The organism is Candidatus Tokpelaia sp. (assembly GCF_008636115.1).
In the GTDB taxonomy this organism is placed as follows: domain Bacteria; phylum Pseudomonadota; class Alphaproteobacteria; order Rhizobiales; family Rhizobiaceae; genus QLZD01.
In genome coordinates this window covers 1-23,677 of the sequence record NZ_QLZD01000021.1, presented here as the reverse complement: position 1 = coordinate 23,677, position 23,677 = coordinate 1, and the positions used below count along the sequence as shown (strand labels likewise).

The window sequence follows — 23,677 nt, the reverse complement described above, 5'->3', positions numbered from 1 at the left end:
ATATAAGTAAACAGCAGAAAATGTCTGTAGTAAAACAGCAACACGCGCTAAAATTGCATTTATTTTAAAATAAAACTATAGGTTTAAATTTAAACTGTATTATTACGATACAAAGCAAAGCATATTTTTATAGAAATTTTACTATGGAAATTAAGTATTTCTTAAAAATCGGCTAATTTATCCCGGCAGAATTGAGCTTTTATGCCAATGCGGGCTGATTCGGCGAATCACAGGGAATAGGGGAGCAATAAGCGCAGAATAAACGCTATATCGGACAGTGCCTTTTATCGCTCTGCCGGCTTCATATTGCAGCCTGGCTGCCTTTTCCAATAACTGGAATTATAGCTATTTGAGAACCACCCCCCAACCCGGGCGCTGTTTGCACGGCTTACGCGCGCCTGTTCTTTGCTGCGCCCGCCGCCCCAACCCGAGCGCTGTTTGCACGCTTGCGCGCGCCTGTTCTTTGCTGCGCCCGCCGTCCCCAACCCGAGCGCTGTTTGCACGCTTGCGCGCGCCTGTTCTTTGCTGCGCCCGCCGCCCGCCAACCCGGGCGCGGTTTGCACGCTCCGCGCGCGCCTGTTCTTTGCTGCGCCCGCCGCCCGCCAACCCGGGCGCTGTTTGCACGCTTGCGCGCGCCTTCGGTTTGCACGGCTTACGCGCGCCCCTTCGGTTTCTGATTAGTTATATTTTTGGTTGTTTTGACTGTCAGTTGGCTGTTGTTGCGGCCTGGCCGCCTTCTCTGATTAGCGATAACAGCAATCAGAGTATTGAAGCCTTGATTGTGTTACAGACTGCCCCGTTTCTGATTGACTCTATTACCAGAGCGTGCCTAGGCATGCCGCAGCCCGGCCGTATAACGCAGCCTCAAATTTGCCGCTCGCCGCGGCCGGCAAGGCTGCCGGGCAGCCGTAATTGTGCGCTGTTAATTATGGGCAAAAATATCCTGCTCGGCCCAGCCGGCCAGATCAAGCCTGATGCGCGCGGACAAAAAGCAGAAGCATTCTTCCGCCAGATTTTGTCTTTTATCAAGCCGCAGGCGCTGCTGCAAAATATTTTTCAGGTCATGGAGGTACAAAACATCAGCGGCGGCATAGTCCTGCTGCGCCGCGCTTAAATTTTCTGCTCCCCAAAAGGAAGATTGCTGCTGTTTGGAAATTTGTATATCCAGCAATTCGGCGCATAAATCTTTCAGCCCATGGCGATCCGTATAAGTGCGCACCAGTCTGGAAGCAATTTTAGTGCAGAAAACAGGTTGCGGCATAGCGCCGAAAGCATTCAGTAACACAGCCATATCAAAACGCGCATAATGAAAAATTTTGGTAATTTTGCTGTCTTTCAACAATTTCACCAAATTGGGTGCCTTTTTTTGCCCGGCGGCGATTTGCACCAAATCTACTATGCCGTCACCAGTGGAAAGCTGAACAAGGCATAATCTGTCGCGATGCACATTAAGCCCCATAGTTTCTGTATCAATCGCCACCGCTTCTACCTGATAGCGGGAAAGACTGGGCAAATCCCCCTGATGAATATGCAGTTTTTTCAGCGCCGCCATATGAATCTCTCTTTATGAATTGTCCCTTCAGCCTGCCTGTCAGACCTGCCGCTCCATGCCGGCTGCCGCAGACCTCGCTCCCCTGCATTGCCCGCGCGCGCCTGATAAATTTTATATTTGCGCCAGTTCGGCCAAAATACGCACCCAGGAGCGCTGCCCTTTGCGGAAAGAGCGCAGCTCATATTTTTCATTGGGCGAATGAATACAGTCATCATCAAGGGCAAAACCGACAAAAAGCGGCTCGACCCCCAAAATAGCACGAAAATCATTGGCAACAGGAATAGAGCCGCCCGAACCGGTCAAGACAGCAGGCACACCCCATTCTGCCGATAAAGCTTTTTGCGCTTTCTGCACCCAAACCGAGGTGGGAGAAAGGCTCAATGCCGGCGCGGCGCCATATTCCCTGAATTCCACCTCGCAATCGCCCGGCACGCGGCTGGTGACAAACTGGCGGAAATTTTCGCGGATTTTCAGCGGATTCTGGCGATGAACCAGGCGGAAGGAGACTTTGGCACCGGCCTTTGCGGGAATAACGGTTTTAAACCCCTCCCCTTCATAGCCGCCGCTAATGCCGTTAATTTCTGCTGTCGGCCTGGCCCAGATCTGCTCAGCAAGCCCGCGCCCCTTTTCACCCGCTGCCTGCGCCAGCCCCACAGGTTTCAGGAAATGTTCCGCATCAAGCTGCAATTTTTCCCAATCAGCCAGTAATTGCGGCGCCGTTTCTTCTACTCCGTCATAAAAATGCGGGATAGTAATGCGCCCGCTCTCATCACGCATATCGGCCAGAATACGCGTCAGAATATGAATGGGATTGGCCGCGGCGCCGCCATAATAACCGGAATGCAAATCACGCCCGGCGGCCTTGATAATAATCTCTTCTCCCACCATGCCGCGCAGACTCATAGTGATAGAGGGCGTCTGCCTGTCCCACATGGAAGTATCGCAAATCAGGGCGCAATCCGCCTTTAATTCGGCCGCATGCTCGCGCAAAAACGGAAGAAGCGCCGTCGAGCCGGCTTCCTCTTCCCCTTCCAGCAACACAGTGACATTAAGCGGCAGCCGGCCTTCTGCCTTGTTAAAGGCGCGTAAAGCCTCAATAAAACTCATTAACTGACCCTTATCGTCAGAAGCACCGCGCGCGGCAATCACTTTATGCCCGCCCCGCTCTTCCAGTTGCGGGTCAAACGGATCATGCGCCCACAGGGATAAAGGATCTACCGGCTGGACATCATAATGGCCGTAAAACAGCACATGCGGCGCCTCTGCGCCCGCCTGCCGGTGATGGCCGATTATAATAGGGTGGCCTTTAGTATTATGGCTCTCGGCCTCAAAGCCGATAGTGCGCAAATCTTCCACCAGCCAGTCGGCTGTCCGGCGGCAATCTTCCTTAAAAGCAGGGTCGGTAGAAATGGATTTATACCGCAATAAGGCAAAAAGCCGTGTCAAAGCGGCGCTAAAATCTTCTTCCAGAATGTTGAGGACTTTATCTACAGCCTCTTCACGCATAAACACAACTCCAACCCGCTAATTTATCTACGCAACAGGCCGCCATTATAGGGAGGCTTGCCGGGCTTGCCTAATTATTTTTGGCATTGCGCACAATAAAAACTGGAACGGCCGCTCATTACCTGCCGCTTTATCGGCGCCCCACAGCGGCGGCATGGCTCGCCCTCGCGCCCGTAAACCTGAAACCGGTGCTGAAAAAGCCCAAATGAGCCGTCTGTCTTGACATAATTGCGCAAATGCGAACCGCCGCTCTGCAAGGCCTCTGCCAATACAGAGCGAATGGCAGCCGCCAAATCTTTCGCCTCTTTTGCCGCACTTTTGCTGCTGCCCGCCAGGCTCACCGCCGGCCGCAGCGGTGACAGCCGCGCCCGCCACAGCGCCTCACATACATAAATATTGCCCAGACCGGCAATATTATGCTGATCAAGCAAAACTGCCTTTAACGGCGCTTTTTTACCGGCAAAAATCTGCTGCAAAAGGGCACCGTCAAGCAGTTTGCCCAGCGGCTCAACCCCTAATCCGGCCAGTAAAGGGTGTGTTGCCAAAGCGGCGCTCGCTACCAGCAGCAAAAAACCGAAACGGCGCGGATCATTATAAGAAAGGCGAAAATTCTGCTCACCAGCCGCATGGGCAGCAGAATTTGGGGCGGCAGCGGCAATAATAGCGCCGGCGTGAGACAAAACAGCAGCAGGCACACGGCCGCTCAAGGCAATTACAGGGCGGCGCACATGCAAAATAACATGATCATGTTTTAACAGCACCGGCACCGGCAACGGCCCCGCCGGGTTAGCCTTTTCCGTTCCACCTTCTTTGCCGCCTGCCGGAAGCACCGCCGGCCCAGGCCTGTTTTCTGCCTTGTTCACGCCTGCGCTGCCAGCCAAAGGCGCTACCGATTCAGGTCTGTTTCCTGCATTATCCGCGCCGGCACCCGCGCCGCTGCCTGCCGGCAAGCCGGCTCTCCCGGCCCGGCTCTCCTCTTCCACCCGCCACGAGCCGGACATGCCCAAATGGCTGATGAGAGTCTGACCGCCGGAAAGATCTATCAGCAAATATTTTGCCCGCCGCCCGACAGCAAGCACCTCACGGCCGCACAAATCTTCTGCCAGATCAGGCGGAAAAGGCAGGCGCAAACCGCGGCGGCGCAATTCCACTTTATCGATAACCGCCCCTTCCAGCACCGGCGCCAAACCGCGGCGCACAGTCTCTACCTCCGGCAATTCAGGCATAAAGCGACTTCCCTTCAACACCCAAAGGCCGTTATCAAAACGCCGCGATTCTTTGCTCTTTTTCGGCTTAACGGCAAAATGCACCGCATTTCACCGCCTCAAAAACGGCGCACAGTCTCTACCTCCGGCAATTCAGGCACAGGCCTCACTCGCTTTGTTTTCTATAGATATTTCCCGCTGCTTTCTCTGTCGTTTGTCCTTTTCCCTCTGAAAAAGCCTCAAGCTTGCGGCAGCACAAAATAACTCACATTTACGCAAATTACGCTTTACTCCCTCTCTTTATCGGCTTTTTCGCCTTTTCCACTGCTTTATGACTTGTAGCAAACTTCTATGCCGGTATGCCGATTTTCCTATTTCGGCGCATAGTGTCAGCCGCCTTATTCGGTATAATGCACAGTGACGACAAAGACCAAAAGCGGTATACCGGTAGGCATGGCAGTCGCCATAGAATGTGACTGCCGGATAGACAGGATTTCCGTCTTGCTCATATCCAGCCTGCCCAGCCAGTTATTAACCTTTTTTTCCACAATGCTCGGCGTTTCACCTTCTTCGGCCTGAAAAAATTTAATTTTATGTTTTCTCATCGCAGCGCTCTTCCTGAAAAATATCGCTTTTTAAGCGGAAACCCATTCACCTTTGCGGAATACCGGCACAAGGCTGCCGTCCTGCTTTATGCCGTCAATATCCGTATCCCCGCCGCCAATCATCCAGTCAACATGAACAAGGCTGCTATTGCCGCCGCGGGCAGCAATTTCCTCTTTGCTTAAATGTGCCCCGCCCTTCAGGCATTTGGAATAGCACTGCCCCAGCGCAATATGGCAGGCGGCATTTTCATCAAACAAAGTATTATAAAACAGCAGGCCGCTTGCCGAAATCGGCGAAGAATGCGGCACCAGCGCCACTTCGCCCAGCCGGCGCGCCCCGGCATCACTTTCCAATATGCGGTTAAACACAGCTTCGCCTTTACCGGCTTTAGCCTCAATAATCTGCCCCCCTTTAAAACGCACGCATATATTTTCAATCAAACTGCCGTGATGCGCCAGCGGCTTGGTGCTTTGCACAATACCTTCTACTTTATAGGCATGAGGCGTAGTGAAAACTTCTTCAGTCGGTATATTGGGGTTGCAAATAATGCCGTTTTTCGCCTGACTGGCGCCGCCGCTCCATTTATGCCCTTCTGCCAGGCCGATTTGCAAATCCGTGCCCTTGCCTTTAAAATGCAAAGCGGCAAAATTTTCCGTATCCAGCCAATCACTGCGCCGCCTTAAAGCGGCATTATGCTCGGCCCAGGCGGCAAGCGGATCTTCCCTGTCAGCGCGTGAAGCGGCAAAAATCGCCTCTGCCAGCCGATAGACAGCCTCATTTTCTGCCAGATTGGGGAAAACAAGGCGCGCCCAGGCAAGGCCGGGATAAGCAATAATATTCCAGTTAATATCAAAATTGGAAATTTTTTCCAGCGCCGGTTTATAAGCCAATGAGGTCGCTTTATTAAGGCGCGCCACTTTGCCCGCATCTTCATTGGCCAGCAGCATGGGATTCTCCCCCACTATGGCCAGGCGCGCCGCGCCCTGCGCATAGGCCGCCGCCATGCCTTGATACAGCCAGCCGGCCGCATGGTCAAAACTCGTCTCAGGCGCCTCGCGCAAGCGCAACAAAGTCAGCTCCTCATCAGCCAGCAGCGGGGTGAACAAATTGGCACCGGCCCTATAAGCATGACAGGCAATGCGGCGCAACAGCGGCAAGGCTTCTACCGGCGCCGTTACCACAATATTCTGCCCTTTTTGCAGACCAAGCCCGGTTTTCACTGCTATTTGCGCCAGCCTGTCCAGCTTGACCGCGTCAACAGGCTGTTGTTTGTGCTTTTCCTGCATAAATTCTCCCTGTTTGTTCCTGTTTTTCTCTACCGGCTTGTCTTATAGTATGGCACAGTTACGACCCACCCTGAATGGGCACGAAACCCGCTTAACAACCGCCAGCCTAAAGCCGCAGATAAAAAATGCAAGACTAATTTTGGCTTTTACACTATCACACGCCCGAAGCTGCCGGACAGACCTGCTCTGGCCGGCAAAAACCGGCAGAAATCTGCCCTTGCCGTTACAGTGCCGGCCGGAACAGGCGCTGCTTTGGCGGCCTCTTATCGGCTTTTGCCTGTTACGACAAAGCAATAATAGTGGTAATTTCCGCTGGCGCGCCGCTCACACCCCGCCGGCAAGATCAGCCAAAGCATTGCCGCCTGTGTCCTGCAACCGGGCAATACTATTTTCTAGCGGCCTGCCCGGCGTAAAAACAGCAGAATATAAAGCTGGGCCGAGGATAAAAACTCCTGCCGCTGTGCCGTTAGGCGATTTTTTATAAAAACCCCGTCAGCGCCCGCTTTGTAACGCAAAACGCCCCCGCCTCAATTAAAAGGCCGGGGGCGCTATATTCAGGATTCCTCAATTCAATCAGGGTTTATTGCCCAGCAGCAAAGCACCTACCTCACCGGCTTTTTGCTCATCAGGTGCCTTATAAGAAAAACCGGACATTTTGCTGCTATTCGCGGCGCCGAATACTTCATGAAGGACGCCATTTTCCGTATCCGCCGCCTGCGGCGCCGAAATCGGCATAAAATGCGGTAATTTTGCCTTTTCTATCTTGAGCGAATTTTCGGCCGAACCCTGCCGGCCACCCGCTCCACGCCAGCCGGACGGCAAGCCGCGCGCAGTCTCCTCTGCCGGAAAACTTGCTTTCAACAGCGGCACCGGCACAGCGCTCGATTCATATGAAGCCAAATTTGCCGCTGCCCCATTGGCCGGTAATTGCTCTGCCTCATTGCCCCGGTCATAAACTGTCTGTAATGAGGCATTTGCCGCCGCTGCCGCATTTGCAGACGCCGCCGGCCGGCGGTAAGCTGTTTGCAATAAATGCGCGCGCGCATCAGAATGGATAGAAGCAAGCTTGACATTATCAACCCCACCGGCAACAGCGCCGTTCAGCGCCGCCGCGGCCGGGGCAATTTCTCCCCTGTCCTGAGCAAAAGCATAAGCGACATCATAAGTCTCATCATGAACCGGATTGCTCAGCGAGCCGTCACGCCCGCGCCTTTCATAAAAAGAATTACCGCCTGCGACCAGCACATAATGCATATTATTATAGGGGAAGCGCAGGCCCGCCGTGTGAAAATACATGCTGTTTTTAAGCTTTGGGCTGCGCTCGCCACGCAATACGGCATCGGCAGCAGCGGCCACATCAGGCACAAGGGCAAGATTTACCGGCCTGGTCAAAACACCCGGTGCGAACTGACTTTTCTGCCCGACAACACCGCAAATCGTATTGGGATATTGCGAAGAATGCACACGATTCATCACCACTGTGCCAACAGCTACCAAACCTTCACGGCTGGAACGATTGGATTCAAAAAACATAGCGCGCTCCAGACAGCGGCGCTCAGTCAGGCGGTTGGAATATGAAGCCGCGCTATAATAATTCCGCCCCTGTTTATAGGCCTTTCTCTTTTGTCCGATATTTTTCTTCGGTGCATCAAGGCCGGCAGGCTGCAACTGCACACCATTTTGCGCCGCACAGCCTGTAATTAAAACAGCCGCCGCCATCGAAGCGCAAATTCCCCGCCATTTTGCCGCTTTATTATGTTTTACTGCCGGCAGTAAGGATTTTTTTTCAAAAGGCAATGGCCGTCTCCTTTTCTGTTTTCAGGCCCCAATACAGTCTGACCCAAAATTCCGTCTCTTTGACTCGCAAGAGCTGGTAAGAGACATGTTCACCGCTTCTGATACAAATATATTTCTTAATAAAGCGTTACCCTTACACAGGCACCGCCTTCTATTTCTCAAACAGCGCCCGGACGCGCGGCAATATCAGGCGCAGGCCGGCAGTTTTCATGCGCCCTGCAATGAGCAGCCCACCGCCATAATGCCGGGCATACAGCAAAACTGCAACAAAAAACCCTCAATCGCGCCCTGATTATGCGCATAAGCTTAATATAAACTTAAAACCCCGCATTATAGAAACGAATCACTGCGCTCCGTTATAAAACCGCTCCTGCCGGAAATACAAGCCTTGTGACAATATTTTTTGCTTTTTATTGCCATTTACCCCGGCAGGGCCGCGGCATTGCCCGATTATTGCTGCAATCAGGCCGGCCGGCTCGCCGGCACAAAACCTTACCCCGGCTCTCATTTGCCGCCGCGGCCTTTACCAGCCCTGGCAGTGCCAAGATGGTAAGTCCTGTCGCCTTTCGGCCGGTCGGAAACAGGATAGGCACCGGTCATAATATAGGCCGCTGTCTCGGCAATATTCGTGGCATGGTCCCCCACCCGCTCAATATTTTTGGCGCAAAACAATAAATGCGTGCAGGGCGTAATATTGCGCGGATCTTCCATCATATAAGTCAGCAGCTCACGGAAAATGGAAGTATACATGGCATCAATTTCATCATCACGTTCACGCACGGCATTGATCTGCTTTAGCGAACGTTTTTCATAGCCCTCCAGCACCCGGCTTAATTGCTCCAGCGCCAGTGAAGAAAAAATTTCCAGACTGCCGTAAAACATTTCCGGCCTGTGTGTCTGGGCAATAGCGGCTGTCCGCTTGGCAATATTTTTGCCCATATCGCCAATGCGCTCCAGATCGGCCGAAATACGGATAGCGCCGACAATTTCACGCAGATCAACCGCCATAGGCTGGCGCCGCGCAATAATCAAAATAGCTTTTTCATCAATTTCACGCTCCGCCTCATCAAGCACATGATCGGCGGCAATCACCTCATCGGCCAGTTTATCATCATTAGTGATAATGGCCTGCACAGCCTGCTCTGCCATATTACGCGCATGGCGCCCCATTTCAGCAATTTTCTGCGAGAGATAATTCAGCTCATTATCAAAAGAATGGACAATATGACCGGTAGGCATGATTCTTCCCTAAAAATTCAAGCAAATAGCACTATCAACATAAATTATAACAGCCGTTTTACCAATAATACAGGCAAATATTGCCTGCAAACCAGCCAGGCTCATAGCCCCCGGCCGGACAGCGATGCCGCTATATTCAGCCAAAACGCCCCGTAATATAATCCTGCGTGCGTCGCTCTTTCGGTGAGGTAAAAATAATTTTTGTTTCTCCCATTTCAACCAGGCTGCCCAAATGAAACATGGCCGTATATTGCGAAACACGCGCTGCCTGCTGCATGGAATGGGTTACAATGGCGATTGTATAATTTTTGCGCAAATCGTCAATCAATTCTTCAATCCGGGCGGTGGCAATCGGATCCAGGGCCGAGCACGGCTCGTCCATCAAAATTACCTCCGGGCTGACAGCGATAGCGCGGGCAATGCACAGGCGCTGCTGCTGCCCGCCGGAAAGCCCCGTGCCCGCATCATGCAGCCGGTCTTTCACCTCATCAAACAGGCCGGCGCTTTTCAGGCTTTTTTCAACAATTTCATCAAGCTCGGCCCTGTTTTTTGTCAGGCCGTGAATACGCGGCCCATAAGCGACATTGTCATAAATAGATTTGGGAAACGGGTTAGGCCGCTGAAATACCATGCCGACACGCGCGCGCAGCTCTACCACATCAATATCCGGCGCATAAATATCTTCCCCGTCCAGAGTAATTACACCCTCCACGCGCGCGCCCTCGATCGTATCATTCATACGATTGAGGCAGCGCAGAAAAGTAGATTTGCCGCAACCGGAAGGGCCGATAAGCGCTGTCACTTTATTGGCGGCAATATCCAGCGTCACTCCATGCAGAGCCTGCTTATTGCCATAAAATACGGTAACATTTTCTCCGCGCATTTTAACTCTTTTCGGCTTCACGGCCGCATATTTGGCGGTCACATTTGTTCCTTTCTTCAAATCTCCGGCGAGTTCACAGCAAAACCTATTGACGCTTTTCAAACCGGCGGCGTAAAAACACGGCGGTCACATTCATCAGCGTTAAAATGGCCAGCAGCACAATAATAGCAGCCGAACTGCGCTCAACAAAACTGCGCTCTGCCTCTCCCGCCCACATATAAATCTGCACCGGCAATGCTGTTGCCGGATCAAGCGGGGAGTGCGGATAATTGGCAATAAAAGCCACCATGCCGATGAGCAAAAGCGGCGCCGTTTCTCCCAAAGCGCGGGCCAGGCCGATAATTGTTCCGGTCAAAATGCCGGGCGCGGCCAAAGGCAAAACATGATGAAACACAGTCTGGGTGTGAGAAGCGCCCAGCCCTAAAGCAGCCGCGCGGATAGAGACAGGCACAGCCTGTAGCGCCACACGCGCCGCAATAATAATAGTCGGCAAGGTCATCAGGCTCAGCACCAGGCCGCCAACCAGCGAGGCCGAACGCGGCAGCCCAAGAAAATTGATAAAGACAGAAAGCCCCAATATGCCGAAAACAATAGAAGGCACAGCCGCCAGATTGTTGATATTCACCTCAATCATATCGGTAAAACCGTTTTTACCGGCATATTCTTCCAGATAAATGGCGGTTATCACCCCAATCGGCAAAGCCAGCACCAGCACAATCAATATTATATAAAAAGAGCCGATAAGCGCCACGGCAAGGCCGGAAGATTCCGCATTGGCAGAGGCCGGGCGTGTAAACAGGCCGGTATTAAAACTTTTATGCAGGAGACCCTCTTTGCTCAAAAGCGTAATCCACTGCCTTTGCCGATCCGATATTTTGCGCTTATCCTGCGGCAGGGAGAAATTTATCTGCCCCTTAAAAGCGGCATCAACATTGGCCGAAGCCAGAAAGCGAATAGTCTGCACTGTGCCAATCGCCTGCGGATTGGCACCAAGAAAACGGCGCATCTGCCCGCGGGCAGAAGGGGAAATCATCTGCCCTATTTCCCGCATGGCAGCGCGGTCATCGGCGGCGACACCAAGTTTTTGCGCCAGAGCGCGGCGCAAAAGCAGCGGATAATCAATCATTGCCAGAAAATGTGGATCAGAAACAGATTGCGGCTCTGCCGCCAGGCGATTATCCGGGTCAATCACCTGCGCTTCCAGCGCTACCGGCAAAGTAATAGTCGTTTGCCAAAAAGCACCAAAACCATGGGCAAAAATAGACCAGAGCAGCAAAACCAGAAAAAACAGGCCGAAAACAATAGCGGCAATACCATAAAAGCGAAAGCGCTTTTCCGCCCGGTAACGGCGTTTCAAGCCAATATCGCGCCGCCTGCCCGCCGGATCTCCCGCAGAACAGGCGCCCAAAGCGGCCGCTTGTGCTCCCCCCCCCGGCATGTTGTTTTCAATCCCGGCCCCCACGCTCATTCATAATGCTCCCGATATTTGCGCACAATATAAAGGGCGAAAATATTCATCAATAAAGTCAAGACAAACAAGGTCATACCCAGAGCAAAAGCCACCAGAGTCTGCGGCGAATCAAATTCCAGATCACCGGTGAGCTGATTGACAATTTTCACTGTTATTGTGGTCATTGGCGCAAACGGGTTAAAGCTGATATTAGCTGCCACACCGGCCGCCAGCACGACAATCATTGTCTCACCTATAGCGCGCGAGGCAGCGAGCAATAAAGCCGCGACAATACCCGGCAGAGCAGCCGGTAAAACCACTTTTTTGACCGTTTCCGACTGCGTTGCCCCCAAACCGTAAGAACCGTCACGCAAAGCCCGCGGCACGGCGGTAATAATATCGTCAGATAAAGAGGACACAAAAGGAATAAGCATAATACCCATTACCAGACCCGCCGTCAGCACACTTTGCGCCTGGATAAAACTCTGCCCGCCCGCCAGAGCGGCCGAAATATCGCGCAAAAACGGCCCAATAGTCATAAGCGCGAAAAAGCCGTAAACAATAGTGGGAATGCCGGCCAGAATTTCCAGCAGCGGCTTGATAACAGAGCGCAGCCCGGGCGAGGCATATTCCGCCATATAAATAGCAGCAAACAGGCCGACAGGCACAGCCACAATCATGGCGACCAGCGCAATATAAAGCGTGCCGGCCAAAAGCGGAACAAGGCCGAAACGCCCTGTTGCCCCCGCCTCTCCCGCCGCTGTTGAAAAGCGCGGATCCCACACAGTGCCGAAAAAGAAAGCACGGGGAGAGACAGATTCAAAAAAATGCACAGTCTGAAACAGCATGGATAAAACAATGCCGATTGTGGTGGCAATGGCCAGCAGGGAAGCCAGAAATAAAGTGGAAATAATCACACGCTCCACTTTATTGCGCGCGCGGAAAGCCGGCCTGACATAATAAAAACTGCCGACAAAAGCAAAAGCAGCCAGAATAATAGCCGCCGCCCCGCCTGTTTTTTGCAGAATACGGCGTGTCTCAAGCCATTCTACCGCCAGCGGCAGCATATAATTGCGGCCGTTTTCTACCAGAGCAATATTTTTGGCGGTCAATAATTTTTTCCGCACAGAAGCATAGCTCGCTTGCGCATAATCGGCAATATTACCGCCCAAAGCAGGCAGATTTTTTACCAGATCAGATAAAACAGCCTTTTCCAGGCCAAAACCGGCAGATTGTGCCGGCGCAGCGCCGCTTGCCGCCACGCCCGCCACAGCAGAAGCAGCATTTTGCGCCGCGGCATTTTGTGCCGCAAGGTGAGAAAAGGCGCGGCGCTCCAGATATAAATCGCTGCTTATTGTCCAGATCAGCAAAAACAGCAGCGCCGGCGCGCTGGTGACAAAGAACGCCCACCAGCCATAATAAAGCGGGAGGGAATGCATTTTCTGCCCGCGCTGCTCCAAAAGCCGCGCTCGCGCCCGACACGCAAAAAAGCCGGCAAGGCCAAAAACTATAATTATATAAGCAACCCCTAAAGCCGACATATAATCCCTTTTTCACCGGCAAGACAGGAAAAGTCTGAATCCTTGTCCATTGTCCCGGCGATAAAACCACCTCACCCGGCTGCCACGCGCAGCAAGCCCCATTATCGACCCCACCCCCGCAGGCCGGCAGCAAAACCCGGTTACGGGAACAGCCGCAAATACCGGCCGGCAGATAATTACCGCCCTTCCGCGCCCTTTATGGCAATTCGGCCTTTATTGCAAGCCTTTGCCGAAAATTCCGCCGGCAGGCCGGAGCGCTATTACCGGCCGGCCTTTTTGGCCGCAGCCTATATCCCGGCCAGGGCAAACCGGCTGCCTTATGAACCTTTACAATCACGGCGCCGCGCGTGGTATAGCCATCACCTGCCCGGCGGCAATCGCTGCGCGACCTGCCGCCCTTTGCGCCGGCGATTGGGGCACAAGCCCATATTCCGCCAGCGGGCTTTCAGGGCCGATCATTTGTTCAGAAAGGAAAAATTCAATATATTCTCTCATTCCCGGAATAACACCAATATGCGCCTTTTTGACATACATAAACAGCGGACGAGAAACAGAATAGCGACCATTGGCGATTGTTTCCTCACTCGGCAAAACAGCATTGATCGCAACAAGCTGCAATCTGTCGGCATTATTCTGATAAAAGCTCAGGCCAAACACGCCAAGACCAACCGGATTGGCGGTAAGGCGCGCCAGTGTTTCAGAATAATCACCGTCAATATCGACCGCCCTGCCGTCCTTGCGCACGGCAATGCAGGCTTCCTTTGCTGCGGCCGCAGAAAAACCCGCTTTGCCGAATTGCGCATAAGCGCCGCTGTCACGGCAGCCTTGCAGCAACAGTTTTTCTTCAACCACTTCGCGCGTGCCGTGCTTTTCTCCCGGTATATAGGCAATAATCTCCCAGGCAGGCAGGGCATTATTTACCTCATGCCAGTTTTTATAGGGGTTGGAGCGCAAATCACCTTTGATAAAGAGACGGGCCGCAAGCGCCTTATAAATATCCTGCGGCGTTATATTCCACCGGCTGCTGCCGGCGCCGGTGGCCAGCACCACCCCGTCATAGCCAAGGAGCACTTCCTCTATTGCATCAATGCCGGCCGCCGCACAAGCACGTAATTCAGCCGCCTTTATCGCCCGCGAACTATTGGCTATATCAATAGTATTTTCCCCCACCCCCTTGCAAAATTCCTTAAGGCCGGCGCCGGAGCCGCCGGATTCAATAACCGGAATTTTATATTGGGGATAGGCCTCGCTAAAAGCGTCAGCCACCAGGCGGGCATAAGGCAAAACAGTGGAGGAACCGGCAATTTGCACCTGATTGCGCGCTAAAGCCGCGCCCATTCCTGCCGGCAGGCCAAGGCCGAATATAATTATGCCGATAATATAGCGAATTTTGTGCATCGCAAAATCCTGTCCCGCCGACAGGGGAAGAAACAAAACTTTCCCGCCCACAGGCACTGCCCGCCTATAATGTTTCTATACAGGAAACAATGCCTGCGTCAAGCTTCACGCCTTGATTTTGCCCTGTTCTTCCAGTCTGTTCCAAAAAATTGCGGCAATATCTGCCCCGCCGAATTTTTTTATCTCCCGCAGCCCGGTGGGGGAGGTCACATTGATTTCGGTTATATAATCGCCAATCACATCAATCCCCACCAGGAACAGGCCGCGCTGCTGTAAAAACGGCTTCAGCCGGGCGCAAATCTGCCGCTCACGCGCAGTTAATTCTGTTTTTTCCGCCCGGCCGCCAATATGCATATTGGCGCGCGCCTCGCCTTTGGCCGGCACACGGTTAATCGCCCCGGCAAATTCACCGTCTATCAGGATAATGCGCTTGTCGCCGTGCCGCACTGCCGGCACATAGCGCTGCATCATAAACGGCTCCGGGTAAAGCCTAGCAAACATTTCCAGCAGCGATGACAAATTGCCATCGGCCTTTTTCAGGTAAAATACGCCGGCGCCGCCATTGCCGTAAAGCGGCTTGACAATAATATCACCATAGTGCCGGCGGAAAGCTTCTATCTCCGCCCGGTCGCGGCTAATCAATGTCGCCGGCATTAAATCAGGAAATTCGGTTACAAAGATTTTCTCCGGGCTGTTGCGCACCCAGAAGGGATTATTGACAATGCGCGTCTGCCCGCCCACCCGCTCCAGCAAATGGGTGGCGGTGATATAATTCATATCAAAAGGCGGATCCTGGCGCAGCAGCACAATATCCATTTCTGAGAGCGGCGTTCTTTTTTCAACGCCCAGCTTGAAATGCGCCCCTTGTTTGTCGGCCACGCGCAAGGCCTTTATATGAGCAAAGACCTGGCCGTTTTCCATCAATAATTTATCCGGCGTATAATAAAACAGCGTATGCCCGCGCTTTTGTGCTTCCAGACACAGAGCAAAGCTTGTATCGCCGGCAATGCGGATAGCGGCAATATCGTCCATTTGAACAGCAATTTTCATCACGGATTTCCTGTCTTGTCTTTCCATCATTTTTCCCGGCGGCAAGACGCACCGCCCCAAAAGCACGGCGCTGTTTATGCCTGGCCTGTCTTGAGCGCAAAAGCAGCGCGAAACAGCGCCTTGGTATAGGCTGTTTTCGGTGCGGCAAAAATATCTTCCGCCCGCCCATGCTCCACCGGCCTGCCGTTTTGCATGACCAGAACTTCATGCGCCAGCGCCTTGACCACTTTCAAATCATGGCTGATAAACAGATAAGATAAATTATGCTTTTGCTGCAAATCGCGCAGCAGCTCAACAATTTGCGCCTGCACACTCATATCAAGAGCAGAAGTCGGCTCGTCCAGCATAATAAAGCGCGGGTTGAGCACCAGCACCCGGGCAATGGCAATACGCTGGCGCTGCCCGCCGGAAAATTCATGCGGGTAGCGATGGCGCATTTCCGGGTCAAGCCGCACCTCACCCAAAGCTTTTATCACTTTTTCTTCCCGCCCGCGGCGGCTCAGGCCAGGCGCATGCACGCCCAAACCTTCGGCAATAATAGCGCCCACTGACATACGCGGCGATAAAGCGCCAAACGGATCCTGAAAAACAATTTGCATATCAGCGCGCAAGGGCCGCATTTGCCGGTAATTATAAGTGCCAATTTCCTGCCCGGCAAAGCGAATAGTGCCTTGCGCGGCAATCATGCGGGTCAAAGCCAGCCCCAATGTGGTCTTGCCGGAGCCGGATTCCCCTACCACAGCAACAGTCTGCCCGGCTTTTACCGCAATATTTATGCCGTCTACTGCTTTAATATAAGTTTTTGTGCGGCGCAAAAAACCTTTTTTAACCGGAAACCATACTTTAACCTGCTCACCTGCCAGCAAAACAGGACTATGGGCAGGCAAAGGCGCCGGCCCGCCTTTCGGCTCAGCCGCCAGCAGTTTTTTGGTGTAATCATGTTGCGGATTGGCAAAAATCTGCGCGACCGCGCCGGTTTCAACAATTTTACCCTGGGTCATCACACAAACCCGGTCGGCAATTTTGCGCACTACCGCCAGATCATGGGTAATAAACAGCATAGCCATTTGGCGCTCGGCCTTTAACTGTGCCAAAAGCTGCAAAATCTGCGCCTGCACGGTGACGTCCAGTGCCGTTGTCGGTTCATCGGCAATCAGCAGTGACGGATTATTAGCCAGCGCCATAGCAATCATCACTCTTTGCCGCTGCCCGCCGGAAAGCTCATGCGGAAAAGCCTGAATGCGCTTTTCCGCATCGCGAATACCCACTTGGCCCAGCAAATCTGCCGCCCGCTTAAGCGCGGCGGCAGCAGGCCAGCCCTGGTGAATTTGCAAAATCTCGGCAATTTGCCGCCCCACGCGGTGCAAGGGGTTGAGTGAAGTCATCGGCTCCTGAAAAATCATGCTAATAGCGCGGCCGCGCAAGGCCCGCAATTCTTTATCCGGCATTGCCAGAATATTGCGCCCCCCGGCGGCCTGCTCATTTTCCTGCCCTTTGTCAAAAAACAAAATCTCACCGGCAGGGTGAAAAGCAGCGGGATAAGGCAATAATTTCAAGACAGAAAGGGCAGTCAATGATTTGCCGGAGCCGGATTCCCCCACCAGCGCCACAGTTTCACCGCGATGAATATTAAAAGAAATTTTGTCGACAACCGGGGCAACCGCCCCGTTTGCGGCGCGAAAGGCCACTGATAAATCGCGTATAGCGAGCAATTTTTCCGCCTGTTCCGGCTTGGGCATGAACCACTCCTATTGAAAGGTTTTGCGCGGGTCAAAAGCATCGCGCGCCGCCTCGCCAATAAAAGCCAGCAGCGACAACATGCCGGCAATAGCGACAAAACCGGTTATGCCTATCCACGGCGCATTGAGATTATTGGTCGCCTGGCGCATCAGCTCCCCCAGCGAAGCAGAGCCGGGCGGCAGGCCAAAACCCAAAAAATCCAGCGAAGTCAGGGTAGCAATGCCGGCAGTCAGCAAAAACGGCAAATACGTAATGGCAGCGACACAGGCATTGGGCAATAAATGGCGGCGCATAATAGTAAAATTGCCAACCCCCAGCGCCCGCGCTGCCGTAACATATTCAAAATTGCGCACGCGCAAAAACTCCGCCCGCACCACGCCCACCAGCAGCACCCAGTTAAACAGCAGCATAATTACCAGCAACACCCAGAAACTCTGGGCAAAAACCGCCGAAAGCGTAATCAGCAAATACAGGCTGGGGACAGAAGACCATATTTCAATAAAGCGCTGGAGGAGCAAATCAACCCAGCCGCCAAAATAGCCCTGCACAGCGCCGGCGGCAATGCCCAAAGCGGCGGAAAAAAAGGTAAGAATAAAGGTAAAGGCGATGGAGACGCGAAAACCGTAGAGAACCCGGGCAAAAATATCGCGCGTCTGATCATCTGTCCCCAGCAGATTCCAGTTAGCCAGGCGGCATTGCGGATCAGCCGCGCCTTGCGGGTAAAGAGCGCAGCGCTCTGCTTTCGTCTGTAGCCAGAAAGGCGGGCTTAAAGCGCGGCTATTCTCGCCCGGCGTATTGTAAGAATAGTGAAAAAGCGGCCACAGCGCCCAGCCATGGGCAGCAATTTCATCAGCAATATAGGGATCGCGAAAATCGGCGGCCGCCAGTCTGCCGCCAAATTTTTCATCGGCATAATCAAAAAAAATCGGGAAGAGCAGCTCACCTTTATAAGAGGCGATAATCGGCCGGTCATTAGTGATAAATTCGGCGCAAAAGGAACACAGGCACAGGCACAGAAATATCCATAAAGCATAAAAGCCGCGTCTGGAAGCCCTGAAATTTTGCCAGCGCCGCTGATTAAGCGGCGACAATAACGGCCGGCGGGACGCTCGACCCTGCGGCCGGCAGCAAAGGCAGAATAAAAACTTTCTGCGGCGCGGCGGCGCTGTTTCATCTTTGGCAGAAAAACCGGCTTTGGCGCGTTTCATACATCTCTCCGGTCAAAATCAATGCGCGGATCCACCAGGCAATAGGTTAAATCCGACAGCAGCGCCACAATGAGACCAATGAGAGAAAATATATAAATTGTGCCAAACACCACCGGATAATCGCGCGACAGCACCGCCTCATAGCTCAGCAGCCCCATGCCGTTTAAGGAATAGAGCATTTCTATCAACAGCGAACCGGTAAAGAAAGAGGCAATAAAAGCAGCGGGAAAGCCGGCAATCACCACCAGCATGGCATTGCGGAAAATATGTTTGTATAATATGCCGCGCTCACTCACGCCCTTGGCGCGGGCCGTAGTTACATATTGTTTGCGGATTTCTTCCAGAAAACAGTTTTTGGTCAGCAAAGTGGCCGTAGCAAAGGAGGAAATTACCATAGCGGTCACCGGCAAAATAATATGCCATAAATAATCGCCGATTTTGCCGAAAAAAGATAAATCATCAAAATTTTCTGAAACCAGATGCCCGAGCGGAAACCAGTTGAAAAATGAGCCGCCGGCAAAAAACACCATTAACATAATGCCAAACAGAAAACCGGGAATAGCATAGCCGATAATCACCAGAGCACTGGTCCAAATATCAAATTTCGAGCCGTCTTTCACCGCTTTGCAAATGCCGAGCGGAATGGAAATGGCATAAGACAGTAATAATTGCCACAGCCCCAGCGAAATAGAAACCGGCAGAGCCTCGATAATCAGCGTCAAAACCGGCCGCCCTTTAAAATAGGAATCGCCAAAATCAAAACGCAGATAATTCCACAGCATCAGGCCAAAGCGCTGCAAAGGCGGCTTGTCAAAGCCGAATTGCTGCTCCAGCCGGGCAATAAACTCCGGATCAAGCCCCTGTGCTCCACGATATTGGGTGCCGCGATATTTGCCGGCAGCGGCAGAATCGGCAAAAGCAGTAATTTCCGATGTCGCGCCGCTATCACCCCCGCCGGCAAGATTGCCCAAAGCATTGCCGCCCGTGCCTTGCAACTGGGCAATAATATTTTCCACCGGCCCGCCGGGGGTAAATTGCACAATAATGAAAGTTACCGTCAAAATGCCGATAATTGTCGGGAAAATCAGCAAAATACGGCGCAAAATATAGCCGCCCAAAATAATCTCCACCTCAGGCCAACAGACCGGATACCGGGCCGCAAGCCATTGATCGCACCCGGCCGGATAAATGCGCCAAAAGCACCAGGCGGGCAGCATTGCCGCCCCGTTTATGCGAACAGCGCTGTTTATACTAATATAGGCATGGGGCAAAAAGCAACCGGCTCTTTACCCCAAAGGCGGTTTGGCGCCTCTATGGGCTGTGAGGTAAAGGCCCTTGTACCCTCTCCTTCCACAGAAAAATGTTACCCGATTGCAGCCGCTGCGCCTGATATTCTTCTTGCCAAAGCCGCTATTCTCACCTAACAAAAACAGCATATTGCGGCTTACCTGTTACAACCCTTATGGAGGCTCTGTTCATGATCGGCGATCAATTATTCCGTTTTTCGGAACTGGCTTTGCATTATGCGCTCTCTGCTGCCGGTGCCCTGATAATTTTTATTATCGGCTGGATTATAACCGGCATGGTGCAGCGCGGCACAGTTAAGGCCTTGTCGCGCATTAAGGGTGTTGACATAACAATCGCCCATTTTCTGGCGCGCGCCGTGCGCTACGGCATGCTGATTATTATTCTGGTAATGATATTGGGGCAGTTTGGTGTGCAGACAGCCTCTATCCTCGCCGCTCTGGGCGGCGCGGCACTGGCTATCGGCCTGGCGCTGCAAGGCACATTGCAGAATATTGCCGCCGGCCTCATGCTACTGGCCTTGCGGCCGTTTCGTATTAATGAATATATTACTGCCGGCTCTATTCAAGGCACAGTAAAGGAAATCGGCCTGTTCACCACTGATATTATTACCTCGGACGGGCTTTATATTTCTGCCCCCAATTCCTCGCTGTGGAATGTGCCGATCATCAATGCCAGCCGCCTGCCCACACGCCGCCATGATTATACAGTGGGCATAGATTATGGTAATGATATTAACAAGGCTTTTGCCCTTATCCGGGGCGTGATTGCGGCTGAGCCTGATGTTTTGCCCAATCCTGAGCCGCTGTTTTTTGTTAGTGAGCTGGCGGATAGCGCGGTTATACTGGCCTGCCGTTATTGGATAAAAAACACCGCTTTTTACCCGGTATCGCGCCGCATTAACCAGGCGGTCAAAGAAATATTCGACAAAAACGGCATTTCTATCCCCTATCCGCATATTACCTATCAGAACGGCGATACCCCGCCGCCTCTGCCGGAGGCAGCAGCCGCAAGGCCGAAGGCGGCAGCAGCGCAACAAAAAACACCGCCCGGCAGAAAGCGAGCCTGAGACGGCAGCCGTTTTGTTGCAGTGCCCAGCCCAAGCCCGGAAAACAAACCGCACAACCGCCTGCTGCCGACACCGAGGAGAGCAAAACCGCAGGATCACAGAAAAATAGCAAAACCTCCTGATAAGCTGATATACTGCCAAAACGGCAATTATCACCCGGCTTTGGAATTCACAGTAGAATACGAGGCCCAAAAATTTGCCAAAGCCTCTTCCCCGGCGTTTTTATTGGCTTCCAATACTTTTTCTCTTTGTTCATCGGAAAGAGAGGCAAAAGACCCTTCTTCATGAGATTGAGAAAGCTGCACTTCGCTTTTATCATCAGCCATTTCTATCTCCAATCTTTTGGGTATAAGCTATCTGCACAATATACTAAATGTAGCCAGAATCAGCCGGAATTCTATTGAACCGCTCCACTTGGACGATTGTAAGACATGGAATAAAAAATGAGAATATGAGTCGGAAAGATTCACACAACTAGGTTAACAGCATATTAGCTAATAATATCTTAGCTGAATTGGGAAATAATATTGTAAGCGGTAATTTCAGTAACGGGGAGATATGATGTCTGAAGGTAATTCAAATACCAACACAACAAACGCTGATGCTAATACTTACCCTGATATTTTTATCGGCATTGTATCATTAGTAGGCACTGACATTGAAGCTGTCATTAGTGCACTCAAATTAGCCTTCACTGAATTTGATTACAACGTGCATCATATTAAAATCAGTAGTCTTTTTAAAAATATAAACAATATTTTAGTCACACCTTTTTTGGACAAAGCTGAAAAAGAAAAGCGCAAGCGTATAGAAAACTATATAAAATTCGGCAATAAAGTCAGAGAAGAAAAGGAGAGTAATGATTTCCTGGCTCGCATTGCTATATCGGAAATTCTAAATAAAAGAGGTGACAAGCCAATTTATCATCGCAATGTGTATATTATAGACCAATTGAAAACTGTTGAGGAAATCAAACTGCTAAAGTCGGTTTACGGCAAAGCCTTTTTCCAGATTTCTATCTATTCAGCACGAGACAAACGCGTCACATATCTGGCCAAATTAAAAGCCAAAGCTGAAAATAAACGTGACGGCACAACCTTTAGAGATGAAGCAGAAGCGCTGGTTAATACGGATTATAATGAAAAAGATAAACCCTATGGACAAAAAGTCGGCAAAATATTTCAGCTCGCTGATATTATCATCAGTGCCGATAATGTAGAAGAGCACCCGATAAAACAGCAGGTTGAGCGCTTTGTCGAATTGCTGTTCGGCAGCAATAAATATTCCCCCAATCGTATGGAATATGGCATGTATATGGCACATTCCGCTGCCTTGCGCAGTCTGGATTTATCGCGTCAGGTTGGCGCTGCCGTTTTTCGCGAGACAGGAGAAATTGCTGTATTGGGTTGTAATGAGGTTCCTAAAGCCGGCGGCGGTACTTATTGGGCAGACGAGACATATGATGCCAGGGAATATAAAAGAGGTGGGGACAATAATGATAGGCGTAAAATACAGTTGCTGAATGAGATTCTTCATATTCTTGATAAGGATATTGGAGATGTCACTTCAGATAAAAAGAAAAAATTAGAAGATTCGCAATTTATGGACGCGCTGGAATATGGCCGTATTGTCCACGCTGAGATGAACGCCGTAACAGACGCTGCCCGGCTTGGCATTAGCCTGAAAGGCGCTAGTTTATATTGCACTACTTTCCCCTGCCATATGTGCGCCAAACATATTATTGCCGCCGGGCTAAAACAGGTTATTTTTCTTGAGCCTTACCCTAAAAGCCTGACGGCCGATATGCATTCTGATTCGGCGAAGGTCGAAGGAGCGTCTCGCAAAGGATATGAAGAATATCCTGCTGCCCATTTTATACATTTTTACGGTATCACCGCTAATCGTTACGCAGAATTTTTTACCAGGGGTAAACGGAAAGATAACGGCGTTTTTCAAGAATATAAAGCCAGTGAACAGGCTCCTATTTTTGCTCCTTATGAAATAGACCGTGAGGCAGAAATTAAAACAGCAAGAAAATTCATAAAAAAACTCCCCCTCACTGCTGAATCTGTAGGCGCAGTCACGGAATCGAGCGAAATCCTTTTGCGCCGGGCACGGTTTTGGCAGGAGGTGCGAGCCGGCAGGCGACCTCACGGAAGAAAGCGAAACAGATGACGGTAACAACCCACAAACAGGAGCAGGAGCTGCCGCGGAAAAATCATGCGACCAATATATTTATTGTGAAGATGAAGACAGCTTAAAGAAAGTGATATAAAAGCCTAAAGCAGCACAAGCATTTATTGTTAAGCGCCATTTACTTCAACTGCGCGCTTCTGTAAAAATGCCAATTTTCGTATAAAAAACTGGTCGGAGTGAGAGGATTTGAACCTCCGACCCCCTCGTCCCGAACGAGGTGCGCTACCAGGCTGCGCTACACTCCGCCTTTCCGGCCGGCAAACCGGCTGATACAGCTACCAGACACCGCATACCACAGGCACACGTCCGCCGCCGGCATTCGCCTCTGCTTCCGGGGTTTGCGCCCGCTGTCGTATTTGCCCCAGCACCCCAGGCTTCCGCCCGCTGCCACGCCTGCCTTTACCTCGCCTCGGCGCTTGTTCCTGTCGCCGGCGCGCCAACCGCAGGCAGCCGCCAAACCGAGAACCGTACCCGCAACAAAGCATAAGCACTGCACCCAAGCTGCGCATTTATCTCAGCTAGCCGGACAAACGCCGCATACAGAGAAACCCAGCGCCGCGCCCAAGCCGTGAGCCGTGAGCCGTGAGCCGTGAGCCGTGAGCCGTGAGCCGTGAGCCGTGAGCCGTGAGCCGTGAGCCGTGAGCCG

At 51.9% G+C, this 23,677-nt stretch carries 18 protein-coding genes, 1 tRNA gene and 1 pseudogene; 3 read left to right on the top strand and 17 right to left on the bottom strand.

Annotated features, from left to right (window positions below; all coding sequences use genetic code 11):
• Nucleotides 1-922: 922 nt before the first annotated feature.
• The 15 genes and pseudogenes from DPQ22_RS03270 to DPQ22_RS03200 all read right to left on the bottom strand — a co-directional run bounded on the left by DPQ22_RS03270 (nucleotide 923) and on the right by DPQ22_RS03200 (nucleotide 19,579).
• Nucleotides 923-1,552, bottom strand: coding sequence for a ribonuclease D (locus tag DPQ22_RS03270; protein ID WP_190323122.1), 630 nt, complete (start codon nucleotides 1,550-1,552; stop codon nucleotides 923-925).
• Between the two features lie 111 nt (nucleotides 1,553-1,663).
• Nucleotides 1,664-3,058 (bottom strand): M20/M25/M40 family metallo-hydrolase, encoded by a 1,395-nt coding sequence (locus DPQ22_RS03265; protein ID WP_150213159.1) that lies wholly within the window; start codon nucleotides 3,056-3,058, stop codon nucleotides 1,664-1,666.
• A gap of 74 nt (nucleotides 3,059-3,132) precedes the next feature.
• Entirely contained in the window at nucleotides 3,133-4,284 is a 1,152-nt protein-coding gene (locus DPQ22_RS09315; protein WP_150213158.1) for a DNA-formamidopyrimidine glycosylase family protein, read from the bottom strand.
• A 377-nt stretch (nucleotides 4,285-4,661) separates the two neighbouring features.
• Nucleotides 4,662-4,868: a hypothetical protein gene (locus tag DPQ22_RS03255; protein ID WP_150213157.1), complete on the bottom strand. Its 207-nt coding sequence runs from the start codon at nucleotides 4,866-4,868 to the stop codon at nucleotides 4,662-4,664.
• Between the two features lie 30 nt (nucleotides 4,869-4,898).
• Nucleotides 4,899-6,155 (bottom strand): aminopeptidase, encoded by a 1,257-nt coding sequence (locus tag DPQ22_RS03250; protein WP_150213156.1) that lies wholly within the window; start codon nucleotides 6,153-6,155, stop codon nucleotides 4,899-4,901.
• 1,140 nt (nucleotides 6,156-7,295) lie between these two features.
• Nucleotides 7,296-7,874 (bottom strand): annotated as a pseudogene (locus DPQ22_RS09110) (cell wall hydrolase); the annotation flags it as partial.
• Nucleotides 7,875-8,456: 582 nt separating this feature from the next.
• The gene (gene phoU / locus DPQ22_RS03240; protein ID WP_150213155.1) at nucleotides 8,457-9,191 is read right to left on the bottom strand and encodes a phosphate signaling complex protein PhoU; all 735 of its coding nucleotides are present in this window, start codon (nucleotides 9,189-9,191) and stop codon (nucleotides 8,457-8,459) included.
• A 136-nt stretch (nucleotides 9,192-9,327) separates the two neighbouring features.
• Nucleotides 9,328-10,074: a phosphate ABC transporter ATP-binding protein PstB gene (gene pstB / locus DPQ22_RS03235; RefSeq protein ID WP_150213154.1), complete on the bottom strand. Its 747-nt coding sequence runs from the start codon at nucleotides 10,072-10,074 to the stop codon at nucleotides 9,328-9,330.
• Nucleotides 10,075-10,159: 85 nt separating this feature from the next.
• Complete coding sequence (pstA, locus tag DPQ22_RS03230) at nucleotides 10,160-11,512, bottom strand: phosphate ABC transporter permease PstA (RefSeq protein WP_150213175.1); 1,353 nt, start codon at nucleotides 11,510-11,512, stop codon at nucleotides 10,160-10,162.
• Nucleotides 11,513-11,538: 26 nt separating this feature from the next.
• The gene (gene pstC, locus DPQ22_RS03225; RefSeq protein WP_150213153.1) at nucleotides 11,539-13,065 is read right to left on the bottom strand and encodes a phosphate ABC transporter permease subunit PstC; all 1,527 of its coding nucleotides are present in this window, start codon (nucleotides 13,063-13,065) and stop codon (nucleotides 11,539-11,541) included.
• Between the two features lie 333 nt (nucleotides 13,066-13,398).
• A complete protein-coding gene (locus DPQ22_RS03220) occupies nucleotides 13,399-14,463 on the bottom strand; it encodes a PstS family phosphate ABC transporter substrate-binding protein (protein WP_150213152.1) in 1,065 nt (354 codons plus the stop codon).
• Nucleotides 14,464-14,568: 105 nt separating this feature from the next.
• Nucleotides 14,569-15,513: a glutathione synthase gene (gene gshB / locus DPQ22_RS03215; protein WP_150213174.1), complete on the bottom strand. Its 945-nt coding sequence runs from the start codon at nucleotides 15,511-15,513 to the stop codon at nucleotides 14,569-14,571.
• A 74-nt stretch (nucleotides 15,514-15,587) separates the two neighbouring features.
• Nucleotides 15,588-17,252, bottom strand: coding sequence for an ABC transporter ATP-binding protein (locus DPQ22_RS03210; protein WP_150213151.1), 1,665 nt, complete (start codon nucleotides 17,250-17,252; stop codon nucleotides 15,588-15,590).
• A 9-nt stretch (nucleotides 17,253-17,261) separates the two neighbouring features.
• Nucleotides 17,262-18,461, bottom strand: coding sequence for an ABC transporter permease (locus tag DPQ22_RS03205; RefSeq protein ID WP_150213150.1), 1,200 nt, complete (start codon nucleotides 18,459-18,461; stop codon nucleotides 17,262-17,264).
• A complete protein-coding gene (locus DPQ22_RS03200; protein WP_150213149.1) occupies nucleotides 18,458-19,579 on the bottom strand; it encodes a microcin C ABC transporter permease YejB in 1,122 nt (373 codons plus the stop codon). The genes DPQ22_RS03205 and DPQ22_RS03200 overlap by 4 nt, the downstream gene beginning before the upstream one ends.
• Before the next feature lie 48 nt (nucleotides 19,580-19,627).
• Between DPQ22_RS03200 and DPQ22_RS03195 the strand changes: the two genes are divergently transcribed.
• Entirely contained in the window at nucleotides 19,628-19,885 is a 258-nt protein-coding gene (locus DPQ22_RS03195; RefSeq protein ID WP_150213148.1) for a hypothetical protein, read from the top strand.
• Nucleotides 19,886-19,938: 53 nt separating this feature from the next.
• Nucleotides 19,939-20,835, top strand: coding sequence for a mechanosensitive ion channel family protein (locus DPQ22_RS03190; protein WP_246681450.1), 897 nt, complete (start codon nucleotides 19,939-19,941; stop codon nucleotides 20,833-20,835).
• Nucleotides 20,836-20,987: 152 nt separating this feature from the next.
• Here DPQ22_RS03190 and DPQ22_RS08805 read toward each other — a convergent pair whose 3' ends face one another.
• Nucleotides 20,988-21,161: a hypothetical protein gene (locus DPQ22_RS08805; protein WP_190323121.1), complete on the bottom strand. Its 174-nt coding sequence runs from the start codon at nucleotides 21,159-21,161 to the stop codon at nucleotides 20,988-20,990.
• Nucleotides 21,162-21,396: 235 nt separating this feature from the next.
• Between DPQ22_RS08805 and DPQ22_RS03185 the strand changes: the two genes are divergently transcribed.
• Nucleotides 21,397-23,010: an anti-phage dCTP deaminase gene (locus DPQ22_RS03185; protein WP_190323120.1), complete on the top strand. Its 1,614-nt coding sequence runs from the start codon at nucleotides 21,397-21,399 to the stop codon at nucleotides 23,008-23,010.
• Nucleotides 23,011-23,199: 189 nt separating this feature from the next.
• Here the strand turns inward: DPQ22_RS03185 and DPQ22_RS03180 are convergent.
• Nucleotides 23,200-23,276, bottom strand: a tRNA-Pro gene (locus tag DPQ22_RS03180).
• Nucleotides 23,277-23,677: the final 401 nt, after the last annotated feature.

Excerpts from the sequence above, each read along its gene's own strand:
- DPQ22_RS03270 (WP_190323122.1), bottom strand. The coding sequence starts at position 1,552 with ATGGCGGCGCTGAAAAAACTGCATATTCATCAGGGGGATTTGCCCAGT.
- DPQ22_RS03265 (WP_150213159.1), bottom strand. The coding sequence starts at position 3,058 with ATGCGTGAAGAGGCTGTAGATAAAGTCCTCAACATTCTGGAAGAAGAT.
- DPQ22_RS09315 (WP_150213158.1), bottom strand. The coding sequence starts at position 4,284 with ATGCCTGAATTGCCGGAGGTAGAGACTGTGCGCCGCGGTTTGGCGCCG.
- DPQ22_RS03255 (WP_150213157.1), bottom strand. The coding sequence starts at position 4,868 with ATGAGAAAACATAAAATTAAATTTTTTCAGGCCGAAGAAGGTGAAACG.
- DPQ22_RS03250 (WP_150213156.1), bottom strand. The coding sequence starts at position 6,155 with ATGCAGGAAAAGCACAAACAACAGCCTGTTGACGCGGTCAAGCTGGAC.
- phoU (WP_150213155.1), bottom strand. The coding sequence starts at position 9,191 with ATGCCTACCGGTCATATTGTCCATTCTTTTGATAATGAGCTGAATTAT.
- pstB (WP_150213154.1), bottom strand. The coding sequence starts at position 10,074 with ATGCGCGGAGAAAATGTTACCGTATTTTATGGCAATAAGCAGGCTCTG.
- pstA (WP_150213175.1), bottom strand. The coding sequence starts at position 11,512 with ATGCCGGGGGGGGGAGCACAAGCGGCCGCTTTGGGCGCCTGTTCTGCG.
- pstC (WP_150213153.1), bottom strand. The coding sequence starts at position 13,065 with ATGTCGGCTTTAGGGGTTGCTTATATAATTATAGTTTTTGGCCTTGCC.
- DPQ22_RS03220 (WP_150213152.1), bottom strand. The coding sequence starts at position 14,463 with ATGCACAAAATTCGCTATATTATCGGCATAATTATATTCGGCCTTGGC.
- gshB (WP_150213174.1), bottom strand. The coding sequence starts at position 15,513 with ATGAAAATTGCTGTTCAAATGGACGATATTGCCGCTATCCGCATTGCC.
- DPQ22_RS03210 (WP_150213151.1), bottom strand. The coding sequence starts at position 17,252 with ATGCCCAAGCCGGAACAGGCGGAAAAATTGCTCGCTATACGCGATTTA.
- DPQ22_RS03205 (WP_150213150.1), bottom strand. The coding sequence starts at position 18,461 with ATGAAACGCGCCAAAGCCGGTTTTTCTGCCAAAGATGAAACAGCGCCG.
- DPQ22_RS03190 (WP_246681450.1), top strand. The coding sequence starts at position 19,939 with ATGATCGGCGATCAATTATTCCGTTTTTCGGAACTGGCTTTGCATTAT.
- DPQ22_RS08805 (WP_190323121.1), bottom strand. The coding sequence starts at position 21,161 with ATGGCTGATGATAAAAGCGAAGTGCAGCTTTCTCAATCTCATGAAGAA.
- DPQ22_RS03185 (WP_190323120.1), top strand. The coding sequence starts at position 21,397 with ATGTCTGAAGGTAATTCAAATACCAACACAACAAACGCTGATGCTAAT.